Source organism: Pseudomonas sp. AC239, from assembly GCF_979258545.1.
Map to the genome: position 1 here is coordinate 1,333,068 of NZ_OZ409864.1, position 21,843 is coordinate 1,354,910.

The window sequence follows — 21,843 nt, forward strand, 5'->3', positions numbered from 1 at the left end:
CTGAGTGATCCGGCGTCGGCTCCACGTATCGAGCGAGGTGACGTCATGAGTATCTTTAGCCACTTCCAACAACGCTTCGAGTCCACACGCCAGGAAGAACTCTCGCTGCAAGAGTACCTGGAGCTGTGCAAGAAAGACCGGAGCGCCTACGTTTCCGCCGCCGAGCGTCTATTGATGGCTATCGGCGAACCGGAACTGCTCGACACTTCGACCAACTCGAGGCTGTCGCGCATTTTTTCCAATAAGGTGATCCGCCGCTATCCGGCCTTTGAAGACTTCCACGGGATGGAAGAATGCATCGACCAGATCGTCTCCTATTTCCGCCACGCGGCCCAGGGCCTGGAAGAGAAGAAACAGATCCTCTACCTGCTCGGCCCCGTCGGTGGCGGTAAATCGTCCCTGGCCGAGAAGCTGAAACAATTGATGGAGAAGGTGCCCTTCTACGCCATCAAGGGCTCACCGGTTTTCGAATCGCCCCTGGGTTTGTTCAACGCCACCGAAGATGGCGCAATCCTCGAGGAAGATTTCGGCATTCCACGGCGCTACCTGAACACCATCATGTCGCCCTGGGCGACCAAGCGCCTGGCCGAATTCGGCGGCGACATCAGCCAGTTCCGCGTGGTCAAGCTGTACCCGTCGATCCTCAATCAGATCGCCGTGGCAAAGACCGAACCCGGTGATGAGAACAACCAGGACATCTCGGCGCTGGTCGGCAAGGTCGATATCCGCAAGCTTGAAGAATTCCCGCAGAACGACGCCGACGCCTACAGCTACTCCGGTGCGCTGTGCCGGGCCAACCAGGGCCTGATGGAATTCGTCGAAATGTTCAAGGCACCGATCAAGGTGCTGCACCCTTTGCTGACCGCTACGCAGGAAGGTAACTACAACAGTACCGAAGGCCTCGGCGCGATTCCGTTCACTGGCATCCTGCTGGCTCACTCCAACGAATCGGAGTGGCATACCTTCCGCAACAACAAGAACAACGAGGCGTTCATCGACCGGATCTACATCGTCAAAGTGCCGTACTGCCTGCGCGTCAGCGACGAAGTGAAGATCTACGACAAACTGCTTTTCAACAGTTCTCTGTCCAAGGCGCACTGCGCACCGGACACCTTGAAGATGCTCGCGCAGTTCACCGTGCTGTCGCGCCTCAAGGAGCCGGAAAACTCCAATATCTATTCGAAGATGCGCGTCTACGACGGTGAAAACCTCAAGGACACCGATCCGAAAGCCAAATCGATTCAGGAGTACCGTGACTCGGCCGGTGTCGACGAAGGCATGAATGGCCTGTCGACCCGCTTCGCCTTCAAGATCCTCTCCAAAGTGTTCAACTTCGATCCGCACGAAATCGCCGCCAACCCGGTGCACCTGCTCTATGTGCTGGAACAGCAGATCGAACAGGAACAGTTCCAGGCCGAAACCCGCGAGCGTTATCTGCGCTATCTGAAGGAATACCTGGCACCGCGCTACATCGAGTTCATCGGCAAGGAAATCCAGACGGCGTACCTCGAGTCCTACAGCGAATACGGTCAGAACATCTTCGACCGCTACGTGCTGTACGCGGATTTCTGGATCCAGGATCAGGAGTATCGCGATCCGGAAACCGGCGAGATCCTCAACCGCGTGGCGCTGAACGAAGAACTGGAAAAAATCGAAAAACCGGCCGGCATCAGCAATCCGAAGGATTTCCGTAACGAAATCGTCAACTTCGTCCTGCGCGCCCGGGCCAACAACAACGGCAAGAACCCGACCTGGCTCAGCTACGAAAAACTGCGGGTGGTCATCGAGAAGAAAATGTTCTCCAACACCGAAGACCTGCTGCCCGTAATCAGTTTCAACGCCAAGGCCAGCAAGGAGGATCAGCAGAAACACAACGACTTCGTTACGCGAATGGTTGAACGTGGCTACACCGATAAACAGGTACGCCTGCTGTCCGAATGGTACCTGCGGGTCCGCAAGTCGCAGTGAGGCAGCTGCAAGCTATAAGCCACAAGCTGCAAGAAAGAGCGCGCGGAGGCTGAATCCTGGCCCAATCGCTTCAACTTGCAGCTTGCAGCTCAAAACTTGAAGCTCCCCGGAGGGGCCTTATGAGCTATGTGATCGACCGACGCCTCAATGGCAAGAACAAGAGCACGGTGAACCGTCAGCGTTTTCTGCGACGTTACCGTGACCACATCAAGAAGGCTGTCGAAGAGGCAGTCAGCCGGCGCTCCATCACCGATATGGAGCATGGTGAACAGATCAGCATTCCCGGTCGCGACATCGACGAACCGGTGCTTCATCACGGACGCGGCGGCAAACAGACCGTCGTGCATCCCGGTAACAAAGAGTTCACGGCCGGTGAACATATTGCCCGCCCACCGGGAGGCGGCGGTGGCCGAGGTCCGGGCAAGGCCGGTAATTCCGGCGAAGGCATGGACGAGTTCGTCTTCCAGATCACCCAGGAGGAGTTTCTCGAATTCATGTTCGAAGATCTGGAGCTGCCGAACCTGGTCAAACGCAACCTGACCGGCACCGACACGTTCAAAACCGTACGCGCGGGGATAAGCAACGAAGGTAACCCCTCACGCATCAATATCATCCGCACCCTGCGCTCAGCACATGCGCGTCGTATTGCTTTGTCCGGCAGCAGCCGCGCAAAGCTTCGCGAAGCCAAGGAAGAGCTAGCCCGGCTCAAACGCGAAGAACCGGACAACTTCGGCGATATCCAGGAACTCGAAGCTGAAATAGAGAAACTCAGCGCACGTATCCATCGCGTGCCGTTCCTCGACACCTTCGACTTGAAATACAACCTGCTGGTCAAGCAACCGAACCCCAGTTCCAAAGCAGTGATGTTCTGCCTCATGGACGTTTCCGGCTCGATGACGCAGGCGACCAAGGACATCGCCAAACGCTTTTTCATCCTGCTGTACCTGTTCCTCAAGCGTAACTACGACAAGATCGACGTGGTATTCATCCGTCACCACACCAGTGCCCGGGAAGTGGACGAAGAGGAGTTTTTCTATTCCCGTGAGACCGGCGGCACCATTGTTTCCAGCGCCCTGAAGCTGATGCAGGAAATCATGGCAGAGCGCTATCCGAGCAACGAGTGGAACATCTACGCCGCTCAAGCCTCCGACGGCGACAACTGGAACGACGATTCGCCGATCTGCCGCGACATCCTTATCAACCAGATCATGCCGTTTGTGCAGTACTACACTTATGTGGAGATTACCCCGCGCGAACATCAGGCCTTGTGGTACGAGTACGAACGCATCGCCGAAGCCTTCTCTGACACATTTGCCCAGCAGCAACTGGTCTCGGCCGGAGATATCTATCCGGTCTTCCGTGAACTCTTCCAGCGCAGGTTAGTGACATGACCGCCAAAGAGCAGAAACGCCAGCCGATTTCCACCGGCTCTGAATGGACATTCGAGCTGATCCAGACCTACGACCGCGAAATCGCCCGGATTGCGGCCCGCTATGCGCTGGATACCTATCCCAACCAGATCGAAGTGATCACCGCCGAGCAGATGATGGACGCCTATGCCTCGGTGGGCATGCCGCTGGGTTACCACCACTGGTCCTACGGCAAACACTTCCTCAGCACCGAGAAATCCTATAGTCGTGGTCAGATGGGCCTGGCCTACGAGATCGTGATCAACTCGGATCCGTGCATCGCCTATCTGATGGAAGAAAACACCATCTGCATGCAGGCCCTGGTGGTGGCTCATGCCTGCTATGGCCACAACAGCTTCTTCAAGGGCAACTACCTGTTCCGCACCTGGACTGACGCCAGTTCGATCATCGATTACCTGGTGTTTGCCAAGCAGTACATCATGCAGTGCGAAGAGCGCCACGGCATTGATGCAGTGGAAGATCTGCTCGATTCCTGCCACGCCCTGATGAATTACGGTGTTGACCGCTACAAGCGCCCGTATCCGATTTCCGCCGAAGAAGAGCGCCGGCGGCAGAAGGATCGTGAAGAGCACATGCAGAAACAGATTAATGATCTGTGGCGGACCATCCCTAAGGGCGCTGACAAATACAGCGACAAGGACAACGCCCGCTTCCCGGCCGAACCGCAGGAAAACATTCTTTATTTCATTGAAAAACACGCACCGTTGCTCGAACCCTGGCAGCGCGAGATCGTGCGAATCGTGCGCAAGATCGCCCAGTATTTCTATCCGCAGCGCCAGACCCAGGTGATGAACGAAGGCTGGGCGACGTTCTGGCATTACACGCTGATGAATGATCTGTATGACGAGGGTCTGGTCACTGACGGCTTCATGATGGAATTCCTTACCTCGCACACCAGCGTGGTGTTTCAGCCTGGCTTTGACAGCCCGTACTACAGCGGCATCAATCCCTACGCGCTGGGTTTCGCCATGTACCGCGACATCCGGCGCATGTGCGAAGAGCCCACCGAAGAAGACCGTCGCTGGTTCCCGGACATCGCCGGTTCCGACTGGCTGTCGACCATCAAGTTCGCCATGAGCAGTTTCAAGGACGAGAGCTTCATCCTGCAGTACCTGTCGCCGAAGGTCATCCGCGATCTGAAACTGTTCAGCATCCTCGATGACGACCAGAAGGACGACCTGCTGGTGCCAGCCATTCATGACGAGGGCGGCTACCGAATCATCCGCGAAACCCTGGCTGCGCAGTACAACCTCGGCAATCGTGAGCCGAACGTGCAGATCTACAGCATTGACCGGCGCGGCGATCGCTCGCTGACCCTGCGTCATCAGCAGCACGACCGCAAACCGTTGGGCGACTCCACCGAGGAAGTGCTCAAGCATCTGCATAGGCTGTGGGGCTTCGACATTCATCTGGAAACCCTGCAGGGCGACCAGATCATGAAAACCCATCACGTGCCGCCACGCAGTGAGCACAGCGAGGGCGATTACGGCCGGCTCGATCTGGCCGTGATTCATCTTTGATCCGGTTCCGGCCTCCGAAAGTCTGACGCAAGGGTTATCCTGTCGGACTGACGGAGGTTTTTTATGCAGGTTTACAAGGTTGGCGGCGCGGTACGTGATCGCCTATTAGGGTTGCCGGTCACCGATGTCGACCGGGTCGTGGTGGGCGCTACCACGGAGGAAATGCTCGCCCAGGGGTTTCGCCCGGTCGGCGCAGATTTTCCCGTGTTTCTGCACCCGAAAACCGGCGAGGAGTATGCCCTCGCCCGCACCGAGCGCAAGAGCGGTCGCGGTTACGGTGGCTTCACCTTCTATGCAAGTCCGGAAGTCACGCTGGAAGAAGACCTGATTCGCCGCGACCTGACGATCAATGCCATGGCCGAGGACGATCAACTCAACCTGACCGATCCGTATCATGGTCAACGCGACCTCGAAGCACGAATCCTTCGCCATGTTTCCCCGGCGTTCGCCGAAGATCCGCTGCGTGTGCTGCGCGTTGCCCGTTTCGCCGCGCGCTATGCCGGGCTGGGCTTCACGGTCGCCGATGAAACCATGGACCTGATGCGTCAGCTCAGTGAGTCCGGCGAACTGCAGGCGCTGACTGCCGAGCGCAGCTGGAAGGAGATTTCCCGGGCACTGATGGAAGACCACCCGCAAGTCTTCATCCAGGTACTGCGCGACTGTGGCGCGCTGAAAGTGCTGATGCCGGAAGTCGACGCCTTGTTCGGCGTGCCGCAGCCGGAAACTCATCACCCGGAAATCGACACGGGCCTGCACACTTTGAGCGTGCTGGAGCAATCGGCCCTGCACAAGCAGCCGCTGACGGTGCGCTGGGCCTGCCTGCTGCACGATTTGGGCAAAGGTCTGACGCCGGAAGAACAATGGCCCCGGCATATCGCCCATGAGCACACGGGGCTGAAGCTGATCAAAGCGGTCAACGAGCGCTTCAAGGTCCCCAAGGACTGTCAGGAACTGGCGCTGCTGGTCGGGCAGTATCACACCCATGGGCACCGGGCGCTGGAGCTGAAAGCCTCGACGCTGCTGGAGTTATTGCAGAGCTTCGATATCTATCGCCGGCCGCAGCGCTTCAAAGAGTTTATCGCCGCGTGCGAGATGGACGCCCGTGGCCGCAAGGGCCTGGAGCAGCGCAGTTATCCACAGGCGGATTATTTGCGCGGAGCGGCGCAAGCTGCGCGAGCGGTGGCGGTGCAGCCTTTGCTGGAGCAGGGATTCAAGGGGCCGGAATTGGGCGAAGCGCTGAAGCGTGAACGGTTGAAAGCATTGAAAATCTACAAAGACAACGCCTGAAGCAAGATCAAAAGATCGCAGCCTTCGGCAGCTTCTACAGGAAAACGCAAATTCCTCTGTCGGAGCTGCCGAAGGCTGCGATCTTTTGCTTTAAAGATTCGACGGAGTCAATTGCTGCCCATTCCATTCGAACGCAACCGGCGCCAACACCTGATCAATCTGCGCCTCGGCCCACAACGTCGCAAAGCTCTTGCCCACCCCTGGGTGAACCCGCTGCGGCGCAATCAGCGAAAGCGGCCACAGTACAAAAGCATTTTTCAGGATTTCCACACGCGGCAGAATCAATCCATCAAAGTTACCCACCAGATCGCCATACAGCAGCACGTCGATATCCAGCGGCAGACCCTTGCGATCCGGGGCATAACGACCGTTGTCCGCTTCGATGAATTTCAAGCGGCGATCGAGCTCCATCAACGGCAGATCGGTGTAGGCCGAGACCACGAAATTGAAGAACGGCCCGCTCTTGATGCCCACCGGTTGGCTCTCGAACACCGCCGAACATCGGATATCCACCAGGAACGTGGCCAGCGCATCGAGACCGGCGCGCAAATGGGTTTCGCGCTCGATATTGCTACCGAGCCCGAGGTAGACCTGAGTCAGCGACATCCGCGCTCGATCTCCACACCCACACCACCCTTGGCCGCCGGCACCGCGCCCGGCTTGGTCAGTTTCAGCCGCACCCAGGTGATCTTGAATTCGGCCATGAGCACTTCAACCAGACGCTCGGCAAAGGTCTCGACCAGTTGGAACTGCGCCTGCTCGGCAAACGCCTGGATGCGCGTGGAAACACTGGCGTAATCGAGCGCCAGGGTCAGATCGTCACCGGCGGCGGCCGGGCGATTGTCCCAGGCGAAGCTCAGATCAAGACGCAGGCATTGACGGATGCCGCGCTCCCAGTCGTAGGCACCGATCACGGTGTCGACTTCCAGGCCCTCGATAAACACTCTGTCCAAGCACTTCTCTCCGCTGCACGACAAGGGCGCGATGCGCCGTTAGAATCAGGGCGTCCTCGCCCGGAATAGTTAGCATGTTTTGGTTACTGGCGATTCTCGCCTACCTGCTCGGCTCGCTGTCCTTCGCCATTTTGCTCAGCCGCCTGACCGGAAACCCGGATCCGCGAATGAGTGGCTCGGGTAATGCCGGCGCCACCAACATGCTGCGCCTGGTCGGTCGCAAACTAGCGATCCTGACCCTGCTCGGTGATCTGTGCAAAGGCCTGCTGCCGGTGCTGATCGCCTCCAGCGCTGGCCTTTCGCTGCAGGATCAGGCCTGGATCGGCGTATGCGCCGTGATCGGTCACCTGTTCCCTTTGTACTTCCGCTTTCGCGGCGGCAAAGGCGTTGCCACTGCCGCCGGCATGCTGCTCGGCCTGTATCCACCCGCCGCGCTGCTGGCCGTATGTGCCTGGCTGCTGACGTTCTACCTGACCCGCACCAGCTCGCTGGCGGCGCTGATTGCCACGCCACTGACCCTGCCATTGCTGGCCTGGCAAGAGCCGGAAGCCTTGCTGCCAATGAGCGCGCTGACCTTGCTGATTGTCTGGCGTCATCGCGGCAATCTACGCGACCTGTTTGCCGGGCGCGAACGGCATTTTTGAATGCCGTTCGTGAGCGTCGCTCATCACAGTGCCGACAACTGCTCCATCGGCCAGCGTGCCTGCACGGTGATTGCCAGACTTTCCTGCTGACCGGCCTTCAGGCGCTGGCAACCGGCAAACGCGATCATCGCGCCATTGTCGGTGCAGAACTCCGGGCGCGCGTAGAACACATCGCCCTTCATATCGCCGAGCATCTTTTCCAGCGAAACGCGCAACGCCTTGTTGGCGCTGACGCCGCCGGCAATCACCAGCCGCTTCATGCCCGCCTGTTTCAGGGCGCGCTTGCACTTGATGGTCAAAGTCTCCACCACAGCCTGCTGGAACGCCAGCGCGATGTCGCAACGGGCTTGCTCGCCGTCGTCCCCGGCGCTGACGCATTGCTGCCAGGTGTTGAGGGCGAAGGTTTTCAGGCCGCTGAAGCTGAAGTCCAGCCCCGGACGATCACACATCGGACGCGGAAAGGTGAAACGTCCTGCGACGCCTTTCTCGGCCAGCTTGGCGATTTCCGGTCCGCCAGGGTAATTGAGGCCCATCATCTTCGCGGTTTTGTCGAATGCTTCGCCGGCCGCATCGTCGAGCGTCTCGCCGAGCAGGCTGTATTGTCCAATGCCGTCGACCTGAACCAACTGGGTATGACCGCCAGAGACCAACAAAGCGACGAACGGGAATTCAGGTGGTTTTGGCTCCAGCATCGGAGCCAGCAAGTGGCCTTCCATGTGGTGCACACCGAGGGCCGGAATGCCCCAGGCAAACGCCAGCGCCTGTGCGCAGGAAGCACCGACCAGCAACGCGCCAACCAGGCCAGGACCTGCGGTGTAGGCGATTGCATCGATCTCGGTCGGCACGCAGTCGGCCTCGGCCAACACCTGACGGATCAAGGGCAGCATGCGTTTAACGTGGTCACGCGAAGCCAGCTCCGGCACCACACCGCCGTAGACGCGGTGCAGGTCGATCTGACTAAACAGCGCGTCGGCCAACAGGCCGCGTTCGCTGTCATACAATGCGACGCCGGTTTCGTCGCAAGAGGTTTCTAATCCCAGTACTAGCATGGGTTTGCGCCTTGTTTAGGCTGAATTCGAAGGCGCGCATAATAGTCGCCACGTGATGCCCCGACCAGCGGTTTTCGATCAGAGGCTTTGCATTCCGAGCGATGAGGGGTTAACATCCGCAACCCTTAAAAACCGACGTCTTCAAGTGCTCTTTTGCCGCGAGGATGTTGACCCCGGTAATGAATGAAGGTAGCTCTGGATGCCAGCCGTCAAAGTAAAAGAGAACGAACCCTTCGACGTAGCTCTGCGTCGTTTCAAGCGCTCCTGCGAAAAAGCCGGTGTACTGGCTGAAGTTCGTAGCCGCGAATTTTACGAGAAGCCAACTTCTGAGCGTAAGCGCAAAGCAGCAGCCGCTGTTAAGCGTCACGCCAAGAAAGTTCAGCGCGAACAGCGCCGCGCCGTTCGTCTGTACTAATACACAGACGTTCGTAGCAAGCTTCTTGCCTAAGCCCGGCCCTCAGCCGGGCTAATGGCATTTGCGTAAAACGCTTGATGCTTCACCGTCGACGCCGCCGATGCGACCGAGACAAATCTGCTTCACCGCGTCAGGCCTGGCTCTTTTGCCAGCGGTGCACGTCTTTTCTGACGAGCCTTTCAAGGCTACTGACGAGCACACCCACTGATTCCTCTTACGACGATCAGCCCAAGGCACCTGCATGCGTGCCCGCTTTATTGAGCTATCCGAGGCCGACAACCGGCCGTCAGCGGATTCAGCGCAACACTTTCACATAGTCGAAGACTGATAGGTACTAACGTCAGTGGATTTTCGGCAGATACACTTCCCGACAGCGATCACGCAGACGACACCGGTCGAGCCGCACTTTTTGTGCGTTTCCAGCAATGGCCCGCGTCCGACAGCCTGTCGCAACGGATTTATTGCAGCGCAGACGACGAGAACGCCATGGCCGGGCTGATTCCCCAGAGCTTCATTGACGACCTGCTGAACCGCACCGACATCGTCGACGTGGTCAGCTCGCGCGTGCAATTGAAGAAGGCCGGCAAGAACTACACCGCCTGCTGCCCGTTCCACAAAGAGAAAACCCCGTCGTTCAGCGTCAGCCCCGACAAGCAGTTCTATTACTGTTTCGGCTGCGGCGCTGGCGGCAACGCCCTCGGCTTTCTCATGGATCACGACAACCTGGACTTCCCCCAGGCCGTCGAAGATCTGGCCAAAGCCGCCGGCATGGAAATCCCTCGCGAAGAAAGCGGTCGCGAGCGCAAGCCGCGTCAGCCGACCGATTCGCCGCTGTACCCGCTGCTCACTGCCGCCGCCGACTTCTACCGGCAGGCACTCAAGAGTCATCCGTCGCGCAAGGCTGCAGTGGATTACCTCAAGGGCCGCGGCCTGACCGGCGAGATCGCTCGGGATTTCGGCCTCGGCTTTGCACCGCCGGGCTGGGACAACCTGCTCAAGCATCTGAGCAGCGACACCCTGCAACAAAAAGCCATGATCGAAGCCGGCCTGCTGATCGAGAACGCCGAAACCGGCAAACGCTATGATCGCTTTCGTGATCGCGTGATGTTCCCGATCCGCGACACCCGTGGACGGATCATCGCCTTCGGCGGTCGCGTACTGGGCGACGACAAGCCCAAGTACCTGAACTCACCGGAAACCCCGGTATTCCATAAAGGCCAGGAACTCTACGGCCTTTATGAAGCGCGCAAGAACAATCGCAACCTCGACGAGATCATCGTCGTCGAAGGCTACATGGACGTCATTGCCCTAGCGCAGCAAGGCTTGCGCAATGCCGTTGCCACGCTGGGCACCGCGACCAGCGAAGAACATTTGAAGCGTCTGTTTCGCGTCGTCCCGAACGTATTGTTCTGCTTCGACGGCGACCAGGCGGGCCGCAACGCCGCGTGGCGCGCACTGGAAGCGACCCTGCCGTGTCTGCAAGACGGTCGTCGCGCGCGGTTCCTGTTTTTGCCCGAAGGCGAAGACCCGGACACCCTGGTTCGCGCCGAAGGCACCGACGCTTTCAAAGCGCGCATCAATCAGCACGCGCAGCCGCTGGCCGATTATTTTTTCCAGCAACTGACCGAAGAAGCCGACCCGCGCTCGCTCGAGGGCAAGGCGCACATGGCCACCCTCGCCGCACCGCTGATCGACAAGGTGCCGGGGGCGAACCTGCGCATCCTCATGCGTCAGCGCCTGACCGAAATCACCGGCCTGAGCAGCGAAACCGTCAGCCAATTGGTCCAGAGTGCACCGCAGGAAGCGCCGCCCGCCTACGATCCGGGCTTCGATTACGACGCCATACCGGACTACAGCGACTACCATCAGCCGCAGGCACAGGACATGTACGCGCCGCAGCAGGAATGGACGCCGAAGAAACCCGGCGCCGGCGGCAAGAAGTGGGACAAGAAACCATGGGACAAGAACGGCAAGCGTGGTGGCGATCGCGAACAGCAGCGCCCGCGCACGCCGATTGGCGTCGAATCGCCGACCCTGACGGCCCTTAGAACATTGCTCCATCATCCGCAACTGGCCAAGCGCGTCGAAGACGCCGGGCACATTGCCGATGAAAATCAGACCAACGCCCAGTTGCTTGTGGCACTGCTCGAAGCCGTACAGAAGAATCCCAAGCTAAACTCATTTCAGTTGATCGCGCGGTGGCACGGTACTGAACAGGGTCGTTTGCTCAAGGCACTGGCAGAAAAGGAATGGCTGATTGACGGAGATAACCTTGAACAACAGTTTTTCGACACCATTACTAGCTTGTCCGCCCGCCAACGCGAGCGAAATCTCGAACAGTTACTCAGGAAAGCGCGGCAAAGCGAACTGAGCGTCGAAGAGAAAAATCAACTGCGCGACCTTTTAAGTCGCAATGTTTCCGCATCAAACCCGACCTCAACTGGCGCGTGAGGTCATAGCTCAGGTATAATCCTCGGCTTGTTTTTTGCCCGCCAAGACCTTCAGTGGATAGGGTGTTATGTCCGGAAAAGCGCAACAGCAGTCTCGTATTATTGAGTTGATCAAACTGGGTCGTGAGCAGAAGTATCTGACTTACGCCGAGGTCAACGACCACTTGCCCGAGGATATTTCAGATCCGGAGCAGGTGGAAGACATCATCCGCATGATTAACGACATGGGGATCCCCGTACACGAGAGTGCTCCGGATGCGGACGCCCTTATGTTGGCCGACGCCGATACCGACGAGGCCGCTGCGGAAGAAGCAGCCGCTGCGTTGGCGGCGGTGGAGACCGATATCGGTCGCACCACTGACCCGGTGCGCATGTACATGCGTGAAATGGGTACGGTCGAGCTTCTGACCCGTGAAGGCGAAATCGAAATCGCCAAGCGGATCGAAGAAGGCATTCGTGAAGTGATGAGCGCAATCGCGCACTTCCCTGGCACGGTTGACCACATTCTCTCCGAGTACACCCGCGTCACCACCGAAGGTGGTCGCCTGTCCGACGTCCTGAGCGGTTATATCGACCCGGACGACGGCATCGCGCCGCCTGCGGCAGAAGTGCCGCCGCCGGTCGACCCGAAAGCCGTCAAGGCCGACGACGATACCGACGACGATGAAGCCGAATCTTCCGATGACGAAGAAGAAGCCGAAAGCGGTCCGGACCCGGTTATCGCTGCGCAGCGCTTCGGCGCCGTGGCCGACCAGATGGAAATCACCCGCAAGGCCCTGAAAAAGCACGGTCGTCACAACAAGGCAGCGGTTGCCGAGTTGCTGGCCCTGGCCGAGCTGTTCATGCCGATCAAACTGGTTCCGAAGCAATTCGAAGCCCTGGTCGAGCGTGTGCGCAGTGCCCTGGATCGTCTGCGTCAGCAAGAGCGCGCGATCATGCAGCTGTGCGTACGTGATGCACGTATGCCGCGCGCCGATTTCCTGCGTCAGTTCCCGGGCAACGAAGTCGACGAAAGCTGGTCCGACGCCCTGGCCAAAGGCAAGAGCAAGTATGCCGAAGCCATCGGTCGCGTGCAGCCGGACATCATCCGTTGCCAGCAGAAGCTGATCGCACTGGAAACCGAGACCGGCCTGACCATCGCCGAAATCAAGGACATCAACCGTCGCATGTCGATCGGTGAGGCCAAGGCCCGCCGCGCGAAGAAAGAGATGGTTGAAGCCAACCTGCGTCTGGTGATCTCGATCGCCAAGAAGTACACCAACCGCGGTCTGCAATTCCTCGATCTGATCCAGGAAGGCAACATCGGTCTGATGAAGGCGGTGGACAAGTTCGAATACCGTCGTGGTTACAAGTTCTCGACTTATGCCACCTGGTGGATCCGTCAGGCGATCACTCGCTCGATCGCCGACCAGGCCCGCACTATCCGTATTCCGGTGCACATGATCGAGACGATCAACAAGCTCAACCGTATTTCCCGGCAGATGCTGCAGGAAATGGGTCGCGAACCGACCCCGGAAGAGCTCGGCGAACGCATGGAAATGCCTGAGGACAAGATCCGCAAGGTACTGAAGATCGCCAAAGAGCCGATCTCCATGGAAACCCCGATCGGTGATGACGAAGACTCCCATCTGGGCGATTTCATCGAAGACTCGACCATGCAGTCGCCGATCGATGTCGCCACGGTGGAAAGTCTGAAGGAAGCGACTCGCGAAGTCCTGTCCGGCCTCACTGCCCGTGAAGCCAAGGTATTGCGCATGCGTTTCGGTATCGACATGAACACCGACCATACGCTCGAAGAAGTGGGCAAACAGTTTGACGTAACGCGTGAGCGGATCCGTCAGATCGAAGCCAAGGCGCTGCGCAAGCTGCGCCACCCGACGCGAAGCGAGCATCTGCGCTCCTTCCTCGACGAGTGATACCAGAACCCCCGGCCCAGGCCGGGGGTTTTGTTTTATGGCAGATTAAATTCCCCGCTCCGCCCTCCCCGCCGCATACCCCGTCTACACTCGAAACAATCACCCCCCAGCCCTAACGAGAGCGTTATGCCCAGACTGGCGCCCGTGCTGTTTCTGCTGTCATTGATGATCTGCACCGCCACGGCTGACGCGCTGACTCTCACCGATGAAGAACGCAGCTGGCTGGCGGCTCACCCCGACTTGCGCCTGGGTGTCGACGCGTCGTGGCCGCCCTTTGAGTTTCGTGACGATCAGAACCGTTATCAGGGACTGGCTGCCGACTATATCGAGGTGATCCGTCAGCGCTTGTCCATCAAGCTGACGCCTATCGAACCGGTGAGCTGGACGGTGGTGCTGGAGCAGGTGAAGAAGGGCAGGATCGATTTGCTGCCGGGGATCATGTCGACACCAGAGCGCCAGAGTTATCTGTCATTCACCCGGCCGTACCTCGACTTCCCGATCGTCATCCTCGCCCATGTCGGCGGCGCCCAGCCCCGCAAACTCGACGACCTGTACGGGCTGAAAATCGCCGTGGTGGAAAACTACGCCCCCCACGAACTGCTGCGCACTCACCACCCTGATCTGAATCTGGTAGCCATGCCCAACGTCAGTTCAGCGCTGCAAGCCCTGGCGACTGACGAAGTGGACGCGGTAGTCGGCGATCTGGCTTCCAGCGTCTGGAGCCTGCGCCAGCTCAAGCTTGACGGCCTCTATGTCAGCGGCGAAACGCCGTATCGCTATCAACTGGCGATGGCCGTGCCCCGGGACAACAAGGTGCTGGTGGGCATTCTCGACAAAGTCCTGGCGGACATGACGCCGGCGGAAATCAGCAGCATTCAGGAACACTGGGTCGGCAACGTGCTTGACCACCGCACGTTCTGGTCGGACCTGCTGATGTACGGCCTGCCCGGCCTGTTGCTGCTGATAACAGTCCTCGCCGCGGTGATCCGCATCAACCGCCGTCTGAGCTCGGAAATCACCCGGCGCATCGACCTCGAGCAGGAGTTGCGCAGCAGCGAATATCACTACCGCGGCCTGGTGGAAAGCCTGTCGGCGATTGCCTGGGAAGCGCGGATGAGCGACTTCACCTACAGCTATGTCTCGCCGCACGCTGAAGACTTGCTCGGTTATCCACAATCTCACTGGCTGATTCCGGGCTTCTGGCACAACATCATTCACCCCGCCGACCTGACCCGCACGCAGAACTACTGCAAGGAAGCACTGCGCCAGGGCCGCGATCACATCGTCGACTACCGCGTGATCACCGCCGACGGTCGCTGCCTGTGGGTGCGCGACATCGTCAGCCTGATTGAGCACGGCCACGAGCCAGTGATGCGCGGTCTGATGATCGATATCAGCGAGATCAAGCGCACTGAAGAAGCGCTGCGCCTGTCGGAGCAGAAGTTCGCTTCGGTGTTCGAGCAATGTCCGGACATTCTGGTGATTGCGCGCCTGTCCGACGGCTGCCTGCTGGAGGTCAACGAGGCCTTCGAGGAACAGATCGGCCTGCGCGCCGAGGACGTGATCGGTCAAACCGCCACCAACCTTAATATCTGGGGGATTCCCGGGGTTGGGCCGGGCCTGCTGCAGCGCTTGCAGGCCGGCAGCATCCGCAACCTGGAAATGCCCTTTCGCCGCAACAACGGCCAGGTGTTCACCGGGCTGATCTCCGCCGAGCCATTCGACCTCGACACTACCCCGGCGCTGGTGGTGGTGGTGCGCGACATCAGCCAACTCAAGGAAACCCAACAGCAACTGCAAACATCGGAAGAGAAGTTTGCCAAGGCCTTTCATGCGTCGCCGGACGGTCTTCTGCTGTCGCGCCAGAGCGACGGCCTGTTGCTGGAGGTCAACGAAGGCTTCAGTCGCATCACCGGTTTCAACAGCGCCATGTCGGTGGATCGTTCGACGCTGGACCTGGGTATCTGGGTCAACCTCAACGAGCGCAAACAGATGATCGACCTGCTGCAGCGCGACGGTTTTGTCCGCGACTTCACCTGCCACATCCGTCGCAGCGACGGGCAGATCCGCCTGTGCGAAGTCTCCAGTCGTCCACTGCCGATCGGTGACGAAGACTGCATGCTGACCATCGCCCGCGACATCACCGAACGCCATCTCATGCAGGAAAAACTGCAGCAGGCGGCAACGGTTTTCGAGAGCACTGCCGAGGGCGTGTTGATCACCGATACCCAACAACACATTAGTGCGGTCAATCGAGCTTTCACCGAAATCACCGGCTATAGCGAAAGCGAAGCACTGGGCCACACCCCCCGGCTATTGGCGTCCGGGCTGCATGACAGCGCGTTCTACGCGGCGATGTGGCACCAATTGACCGACGAGGGACACTGGCAAGGCGAGATTTCCAACCGGCGCAAGAACGGCGAGCTGTACCCGAGCTGGCTTACCATCAGCGCGGTGCGCAATCGCGACAAGTTCATCACTCACTTCGTCGCGGTGTTCGCCGATATTTCCAGCCTCAAGCATGCCCAGGCCAAGCTCGATTACCAGGCTCACCACGACCCCCTCACCGGTTTGCCCAACCGCACCTTGTTCGAGAGTCGCCTGCAAATGGCCCTGACCAGCCAACAGGAAAATGGTGGCCAGGGCGCGGTGCTGTTTCTCGATCTCGACCGCTTCAAACACATCAACGACAGCCTCGGCCACCCGGTCGGCGACCTGTTGCTCAAGGGCATTGCAGTGCGCTTGAAAGAACAACTGCGCGATATCGACACGGTCGCGCGATTGGGTGGTGACGAGTTCATCATCCTGTTGCCAGGCTTGCAGCAAGCCAGCGACGCCGACAACATCGCGACGAAACTGCTCAACTGCTTCGGTGCGCCGTTTCAGGCCGGCGAACATGAGTTCTTTATCAGCGCCAGCATTGGCACCAGCCTGTACCCGCGGGACGGTTGCGACGTGGCCACGCTGGTGAAAAACGCCGACGCGGCGATGTACCGCTCCAAAGCCAAAGGACGCAACCGCGTCGAAAGCTATACCCGGGATCTCACCGCCCAGGCCAGCGAGCGCATAGCGCTGGAGCACGAACTGCGCCGCGCCATCGAGCGTGATGAGCTGTTTCTCTATTACCAACCAAAAATCAGCCTGGTCGACCACAGCCTTGTCGGCGCCGAAGCGCTGATTCGCTGGCGCCACCCGACCTTCGGCGACGTGCCGCCCGAGCATTTCATTCCACTGGCCGAAGAGAACGGCATGATCCTGCAGATCGGCGATTGGGTGCTGGAGACCGCTTGCCGGCAAATGTTCGAGTGGAACGAGATCTACCAACCGCTCGGTCCGCTTTCGGTAAACCTCGCCGGTGCGCAATTGCGTCAGCCCAACCTCTTGGTGCGCATCGAACAACTGCTCAAGGACAACCGCCTCAGGCCGGATTTACTGCAACTGGAAATTACCGAGAATTTCATCATGAGTCAGGCCGAAGAAGCGCTGGCGGTGTTGCACCAGCTCAAACACCTCGGCGTGCAACTGGCGATCGACGATTTCGGCACCGGCTACTCCTCGCTCAGCTACCTCAAACGGCTGCCGCTGGACATCCTCAAGATCGACCAGTCCTTTGTCCGCGGACTGCCTGACGATCCCCACGACGCGGCGATCGTGCGTGCCATCATCGCACTCGGCCGCAGCATGCAATTCACCGTAATTGCCGAAGGCGTGGAAACCCAGGCGCAACAACAGTTCCTCGCCGCGGAAGGTTGTGAACAGATCCAGGGCTACATCGTCAGCCTGCCGCTGCCCCCGGAGGAATTCGCCGCGACGTTTCTGCGTGTAACCGTATCGGATTTTTCGGATAGCACAGCCGCGAAACCGTCGCTATAATCCGCGGCCTACTGAGGGCCTATAGCTCAGTTGGTTAGAGCAGAGGACTCATAATCCTTTGGTCCACGGTTCGAGTCCGTGTGGGCCCACCAAATTGAAAAGCCGCGCTGAATGCGCGGCTTTTTTTATGGGCTTTGATTTCCCAGTCATGCTAATCCCGACGCCCGGAAGAAAGCTGCGCTATCTGTAGGAACATTCTGAAGCGACGTTTCCAGGACGTTTGCAGCCTTGTTAGGCTTTCCTGCGAGCAATTAATCTCCTGACGCATCGCCGCCCGGGATCGTTTCCATGCTCATGAATGCTGCTCCATCAATCAGGGAAGCAGCCGGCCAAGCAACCTGGATCGATCTTGCCCTACCCGACTTGAGAACACTCTCGAAAGAACTTCGATCAGCCGCAATTGCAGAAATCAAAAGGGCTGACGATGCAGCGGGCGCCTTGGGAATACTCTTGGAATACTTCGGTTTCATCGATGAGTCGGTTATGGCCGTCACGATCCTGACGCCCATTGGAAACATTGCGGTTGCGAGAGACAAACTTGCCCATATTGTTGAGAAACGCCCGGACTCCCGCGAACGCTATGTTCGACATGCTATCGATACTTTAACGGGCCCCTTTGAAATTTGGAAAGTCCGTTACGATAACGGCGGACACCGCGTGGCATTCATCAATGCTTATGAGGCAAAAAATGACATGCTCGTGGTTGTGGACATTAGGGATGGACACGTTCTTTGGAATTTTATGCACGCTCCGGCGAGAGCCATGAACAGGCATCGAAAAGGCGAGCTTTTGTATAAGCGGTACATTTTCATCGACTAAAAAAAGGGCAGCCATTGGCTGCCCGTAACATCTGAATCCTGATATTTGCATCCTCAGGAAATGGGATGAAGAGGTCTCACCTGACACCGATGTTGCAGCATCGCTGAGGTACCTACATCTGCTGATGCCCTGCAAGGCAGCAGATTTCGCGCTCTTGGTGGCATTCTTGGGAAACAGGGCAGACAAGTCAAATCAATTGTCAGAACATTTGTTTCAGCAAAATCATCCGTGAGCACTTTGCTGTGGCGCAGAAGCCTATCGTTGTTTGCCTGTAAAGTGAGCCTCTCTTCGACCCAACGCTAATGGAGCCCCCCTTGCCAGACACCCGCCACCCCATCCTCGACGAGATCGACCGCCAACTGATCGCCGCGCTGCAAATCAATGCCCGCGAAAGCGTGGCCATGCTCGCCCGTCAGCTAGGCATTGCTCGCACGACGGTGACGTCGCGTCTGGCCCGGCTGGAAAAGGCCAAGGTGATCACCGGTTACGGCGTGCGCCTCGGTCAGCGTGTTGTCGATGGGGGGCTGCAAGCCTACGTCGGGATCAAGGTCCAACCGCGTTCCGGCAAGGATGTGCTGCGGCGCTTGAGTCCGATGGCGCAGGTGCAGCAGCTGTGTGCGGTGAGTGGCGAGTTTGATTATGTGGCGTGGTTGCGCACCGATTCGCCGGAGCAGCTTGATCAGTTGCTGGATCAGATTGGCAGCGTCGATGGGGTGGAGAAGACCACAACGTCGATCATTCTGAGTAGCAAGATAGATCGGGGTCAGCCGGTTTAAGATTTTGATCGAGCTTCTCGGCTGAATTTCAAAGCCTCTTCTCGAGCAGGCTCGCTCCCACATTTTGGTCGGTATGCAGCCTGCATTCGTCAGTCTGCACAACAATCAGGCAAAACGACGACACAATGCGTCTTATTAACGCGCTCCACGCTCCCTAGAATGGCGGCATCTTTTCCTATACTCAGACGCGAATCCTGCGTCGGGTCGCCAACAAGGTCAGCCATGAACAACAACAATCGTCATCCTGCAGACGGCAAGAAACCCATCACCATCTTCGGTCCGGACTTTCCGTTCGCGTTTGACGACTGGATCGAGCATCCGGCTGGTTTGGGCAGCATTCCCGAGCAGCACCATGGCGCTGAAGTGGCGATTGTCGGCGCAGGCATCGCCGGTCTGGTGGCCGCGTATGAGCTGATGAAGCTCGGTTTGAAACCGGTGGTGTACGAGGCGTCGAAACTCGGTGGTCGTCTGCGCTCGCAGGCCTTCAACGGCACAGACGCCATCGTCGCCGAGCTCGGTGGCATGCGCTTTCCGGTGTCCTCCACGGCGTTCTACCACTACGTCGACAAGCTCGGCCTCGAAACCAAGCCTTTTCCCAACCCGTTGACCGGCGCGTCTGGCAGCACCGTGATCGATCTGGAAGGCGAAACCTATTACGCCGAAAGCCTGAAGGATCTTCCGGCATTGTTCCAGGAAGTGGCTGATGCCTGGGCGGATGCGCTGGAAGCAGGCTCGCAGTTTTCCGATATCCAACAAGCCATTCGCGACCGTGATGTGCCGCGCCTTAAAGAGCTGTGGAACAAGCTGGTGCCGCTGTGGGACGACCGGACCTTTTACGACTTCGTCGCCACTTCGAAGGCCTTCGCCAAATTGTCTTTCCAGCACCGCGAAGTGTTCGGCCAGGTCGGTTTCGGCACCGGCGGCTGGGATTCGGACTTCCCCAATTCGATGCTGGAAATTTTCCGCGTGGTGATGACCAACTGCGACGATCATCAGCACTTGGTGGTCGGTGGCGTCGAGCAGGTGCCGCAGGGCATCTGGCGCCATGTACCGGAACGCTGCGTGCACTGGCCGGCCGGCACCAGCCTGAAATCCCTGCACCGTGGCGCGCCGCGTTCGGGCGTGAAGAAAATTGCCCACGCACCGCAAGGCCGTTTCGCCGTTACCGACAACAATGGTGACACCCGCGAATACGCCGCCGTGCTGACAACCTGCCAGAGCTGGCTGCTGACTACCCAGATCGAGTGCGACGAAACCTTGTTCTCGCAGAAAATGTGGATGGCCCTCGACCGCACCCGCTACATGCAAGCGTCAAAAACCTTCGTGATGGTCGATCGGCCGTTCTGGAAAGACAAAGATCCGGAGACCGGCCGCGACATGATGAGCATGACCCTCACCGATCGCCTGACCCGTGGCACCTATCTGTTCGACAACGGCGACGACAAGCCGGGGGTGATCTGCCTGTCGTACTCGTGGATGAGCGACGCGTTGAAAATGCTCCCGCATCCGGTGGAGAAACGCGTTGAGCTGGCGTTGAACTCGTTGAAAAAGATCTACCCGAAAGTCGACATCGCCGCGCGGATCATCGGCGATCCGATCACTGTGTCGTGGGAAGCCGATCCGTACTTCCTCGGTGCCTTCAAAGGCGCCCTGCCCGGCCATTACCGCTACAACCAGCGCATGTACGCGCACTTCATGCAGGACGATATGCCAGCGGAGCAGCGCGGTATTTTCATCGCTGGCGACGATGTGTCGTGGACACCGGCGTGGGTCGAAGGCGCGGTGCAGACTTCGCTCAACGCGGTGTGGGGCATCATGAAGCATTTCGGCGGTTCGACACATAAAGAGAACCCGGGCCCGGGTGATGTGTTCAAAGACATCGGCCCTATCGCCCTGCCCGAGTAAGAGGATTCCCCGATGCGCGTAGCCGTTTACCAATGTCCACCGTTGCCACTGGACCCCGCCGCCAACCTGCAGCGTCTGCATCAAGTAGCAATGGAGGCCAAGGGCGCTGATCTGCTGGTGCTGCCGGAGATGTTCATGACCGGCTACAACATCGGCGCCGAAGCGGTGAGCACGCTGGCCGAGGTCTATAACGGCGAATGGGCGCAGCAGATTGGCCGGATCGCCAAGGCTGCGGGTCTGGCGATCGTATACGGCTACCCCGAACGCACCGCCGACGGGCATATCTACAACGCCGTGCAACTGATCGACGCCCACGGCGAGCGCCTGTGCAATTACCGCAAGTCGCATCTGTTTGGCGATCTCGACCGGTCGATGTTCAGCCCCGGTGACTCCGACTTGCCGGTGGTTGAATTGAACGGCTGGAAGCTCGGCTTCCTGATCTGCTATGACTTGGAGTTTCCGGAAAACGCGCGTCGTCTGGCCTTGGCCGGCGCCGAGCTGATCGTCGTACCGACAGCAAACATGGTTCCGTTCGACTTCGTCGCCGACGTCACCGTGCGTGCCCGCGCCTTCGAAAACCAGTCCTACGTGGCTTACGCCAATTACTGCGGACATGAAGGCGATATCCAGTATTGCGGGCAAAGCAGTATTGCCGCGCCGGACGGTAGCCGTATCGCCCTGGCAGGTCTGGACGAGGCGTTGATCGTCGGTGAACTGGACCGCCAATTGATGAACGACTCACGCCAGGCCAACCGCTACCTCAGCGATCGCAGGCCAGAGCTTTACGGCGCGCTCAACCGCCGCTAATCCGCTAGCATGGGCACTTCACTGTTCTGGA

16 protein-coding genes and 1 tRNA gene are annotated in these 21,843 nt (G+C 58.8%); 14 read left to right on the plus strand and 3 right to left on the minus strand.

The window, feature by feature from the left end; translation table 11 throughout:
- The first annotated feature begins 45 nt into the window (after nt 1-45).
- The 4 genes from ACZ0AZ_RS06225 to ACZ0AZ_RS06240 all read left to right on the plus strand — a co-directional run bounded on the left by ACZ0AZ_RS06225 (nt 46) and on the right by ACZ0AZ_RS06240 (nt 6,205).
- Nucleotides 46-1,968 (plus strand): PrkA family serine protein kinase, encoded by a 1,923-nt coding sequence (locus tag ACZ0AZ_RS06225; RefSeq protein WP_039757710.1) that lies wholly within the window; start codon nt 46-48, stop codon nt 1,966-1,968.
- Nucleotides 1,969-2,087: 119 nt separating this feature from the next.
- A complete protein-coding gene (locus ACZ0AZ_RS06230; RefSeq protein WP_039757709.1) occupies nt 2,088-3,359 on the plus strand; it encodes a YeaH/YhbH family protein in 1,272 nt (423 codons plus the stop codon).
- A complete protein-coding gene (locus tag ACZ0AZ_RS06235) occupies nt 3,356-4,918 on the plus strand; it encodes a SpoVR family protein (protein WP_024014545.1) in 1,563 nt (520 codons plus the stop codon). The genes ACZ0AZ_RS06230 and ACZ0AZ_RS06235 overlap by 4 nt, the downstream gene beginning before the upstream one ends.
- 63 nt (nt 4,919-4,981) lie before the next feature.
- Nucleotides 4,982-6,205: a multifunctional CCA addition/repair protein gene (locus ACZ0AZ_RS06240; RefSeq protein WP_463537087.1), complete on the plus strand. Its 1,224-nt coding sequence runs from the start codon at nt 4,982-4,984 to the stop codon at nt 6,203-6,205.
- 90 nt (nt 6,206-6,295) lie between these two features.
- Here the strand turns inward: ACZ0AZ_RS06240 and folK are convergent, their stop codons facing one another.
- Both folK and folB read right to left on the minus strand, forming a co-directional pair.
- Nucleotides 6,296-6,811: a 2-amino-4-hydroxy-6-hydroxymethyldihydropteridine diphosphokinase gene (folK, locus tag ACZ0AZ_RS06245; RefSeq protein ID WP_415761249.1), complete on the minus strand. Its 516-nt coding sequence runs from the start codon at nt 6,809-6,811 to the stop codon at nt 6,296-6,298.
- A complete protein-coding gene (gene folB / locus ACZ0AZ_RS06250) occupies nt 6,802-7,158 on the minus strand; it encodes a dihydroneopterin aldolase (protein ID WP_016772885.1) in 357 nt (118 codons plus the stop codon). Before folB ends, folK begins: the two co-directional genes overlap by 10 nt.
- A 74-nt stretch (nt 7,159-7,232) precedes the next feature.
- Between folB and plsY the strand changes: the two genes are divergently transcribed.
- Nucleotides 7,233-7,802, plus strand: a complete 570-nt coding sequence (gene plsY / locus ACZ0AZ_RS06255; protein ID WP_129997733.1) for a glycerol-3-phosphate 1-O-acyltransferase PlsY — start codon at nt 7,233-7,235, stop codon at nt 7,800-7,802.
- Nucleotides 7,803-7,825: 23 nt separating this feature from the next.
- Here the strand turns inward: plsY and tsaD are convergent, their stop codons facing one another.
- On the minus strand, nt 7,826-8,851 hold the full coding sequence (gene tsaD / locus ACZ0AZ_RS06260; RefSeq protein WP_039757706.1) for a tRNA (adenosine(37)-N6)-threonylcarbamoyltransferase complex transferase subunit TsaD: 1,026 nt from the start codon (nt 8,849-8,851) through the stop codon (nt 7,826-7,828).
- Between the two features lie 199 nt (nt 8,852-9,050).
- Between tsaD and rpsU the strand changes: the two genes are divergently transcribed.
- The 9 genes from rpsU (at nt 9,051) to ACZ0AZ_RS06305 (ending at nt 21,812) form a co-directional block, all read left to right on the plus strand.
- Nucleotides 9,051-9,266 carry a 30S ribosomal protein S21 gene (gene rpsU, locus ACZ0AZ_RS06265; RefSeq protein ID WP_002551877.1) on the plus strand — a complete coding sequence of 72 codons (216 nt, stop codon included), beginning with the start codon at nt 9,051-9,053 and terminating at the stop codon, nt 9,264-9,266.
- A 486-nt stretch (nt 9,267-9,752) separates the two neighbouring features.
- Nucleotides 9,753-11,717: a DNA primase gene (gene dnaG / locus ACZ0AZ_RS06270; RefSeq protein ID WP_463538763.1), complete on the plus strand. Its 1,965-nt coding sequence runs from the start codon at nt 9,753-9,755 to the stop codon at nt 11,715-11,717.
- A gap of 67 nt (nt 11,718-11,784) precedes the next feature.
- Nucleotides 11,785-13,632 carry an RNA polymerase sigma factor RpoD gene (gene rpoD, locus ACZ0AZ_RS06275; protein ID WP_039757703.1) on the plus strand — a complete coding sequence of 616 codons (1,848 nt, stop codon included), beginning with the start codon at nt 11,785-11,787 and terminating at the stop codon, nt 13,630-13,632.
- A 126-nt stretch (nt 13,633-13,758) separates the two neighbouring features.
- Nucleotides 13,759-17,505: a bifunctional diguanylate cyclase/phosphodiesterase gene (locus ACZ0AZ_RS06280; protein ID WP_129997734.1), complete on the plus strand. Its 3,747-nt coding sequence runs from the start codon at nt 13,759-13,761 to the stop codon at nt 17,503-17,505.
- A 15-nt stretch (nt 17,506-17,520) separates the two neighbouring features.
- Nucleotides 17,521-17,597, plus strand: a tRNA-Ile gene (locus ACZ0AZ_RS06285).
- Nucleotides 17,598-17,793: 196 nt separating this feature from the next.
- Entirely contained in the window at nt 17,794-18,324 is a 531-nt protein-coding gene (locus tag ACZ0AZ_RS06290) for a PBECR2 nuclease fold domain-containing protein (RefSeq protein ID WP_039757700.1), read from the plus strand.
- Between the two features lie 314 nt (nt 18,325-18,638).
- On the plus strand, nt 18,639-19,100 hold the full coding sequence (locus ACZ0AZ_RS06295) for an Lrp/AsnC family transcriptional regulator (RefSeq protein WP_463537088.1): 462 nt from the start codon (nt 18,639-18,641) through the stop codon (nt 19,098-19,100).
- Between the two features lie 222 nt (nt 19,101-19,322).
- A complete protein-coding gene (locus ACZ0AZ_RS06300) occupies nt 19,323-21,005 on the plus strand; it encodes a flavin monoamine oxidase family protein (RefSeq protein WP_463537089.1) in 1,683 nt (560 codons plus the stop codon).
- Between the two features lie 12 nt (nt 21,006-21,017).
- Nucleotides 21,018-21,812, plus strand: coding sequence for a carbon-nitrogen hydrolase family protein (locus ACZ0AZ_RS06305; protein ID WP_463537090.1), 795 nt, complete (start codon nt 21,018-21,020; stop codon nt 21,810-21,812).
- Nucleotides 21,813-21,843 lie beyond the last annotated feature (31 nt).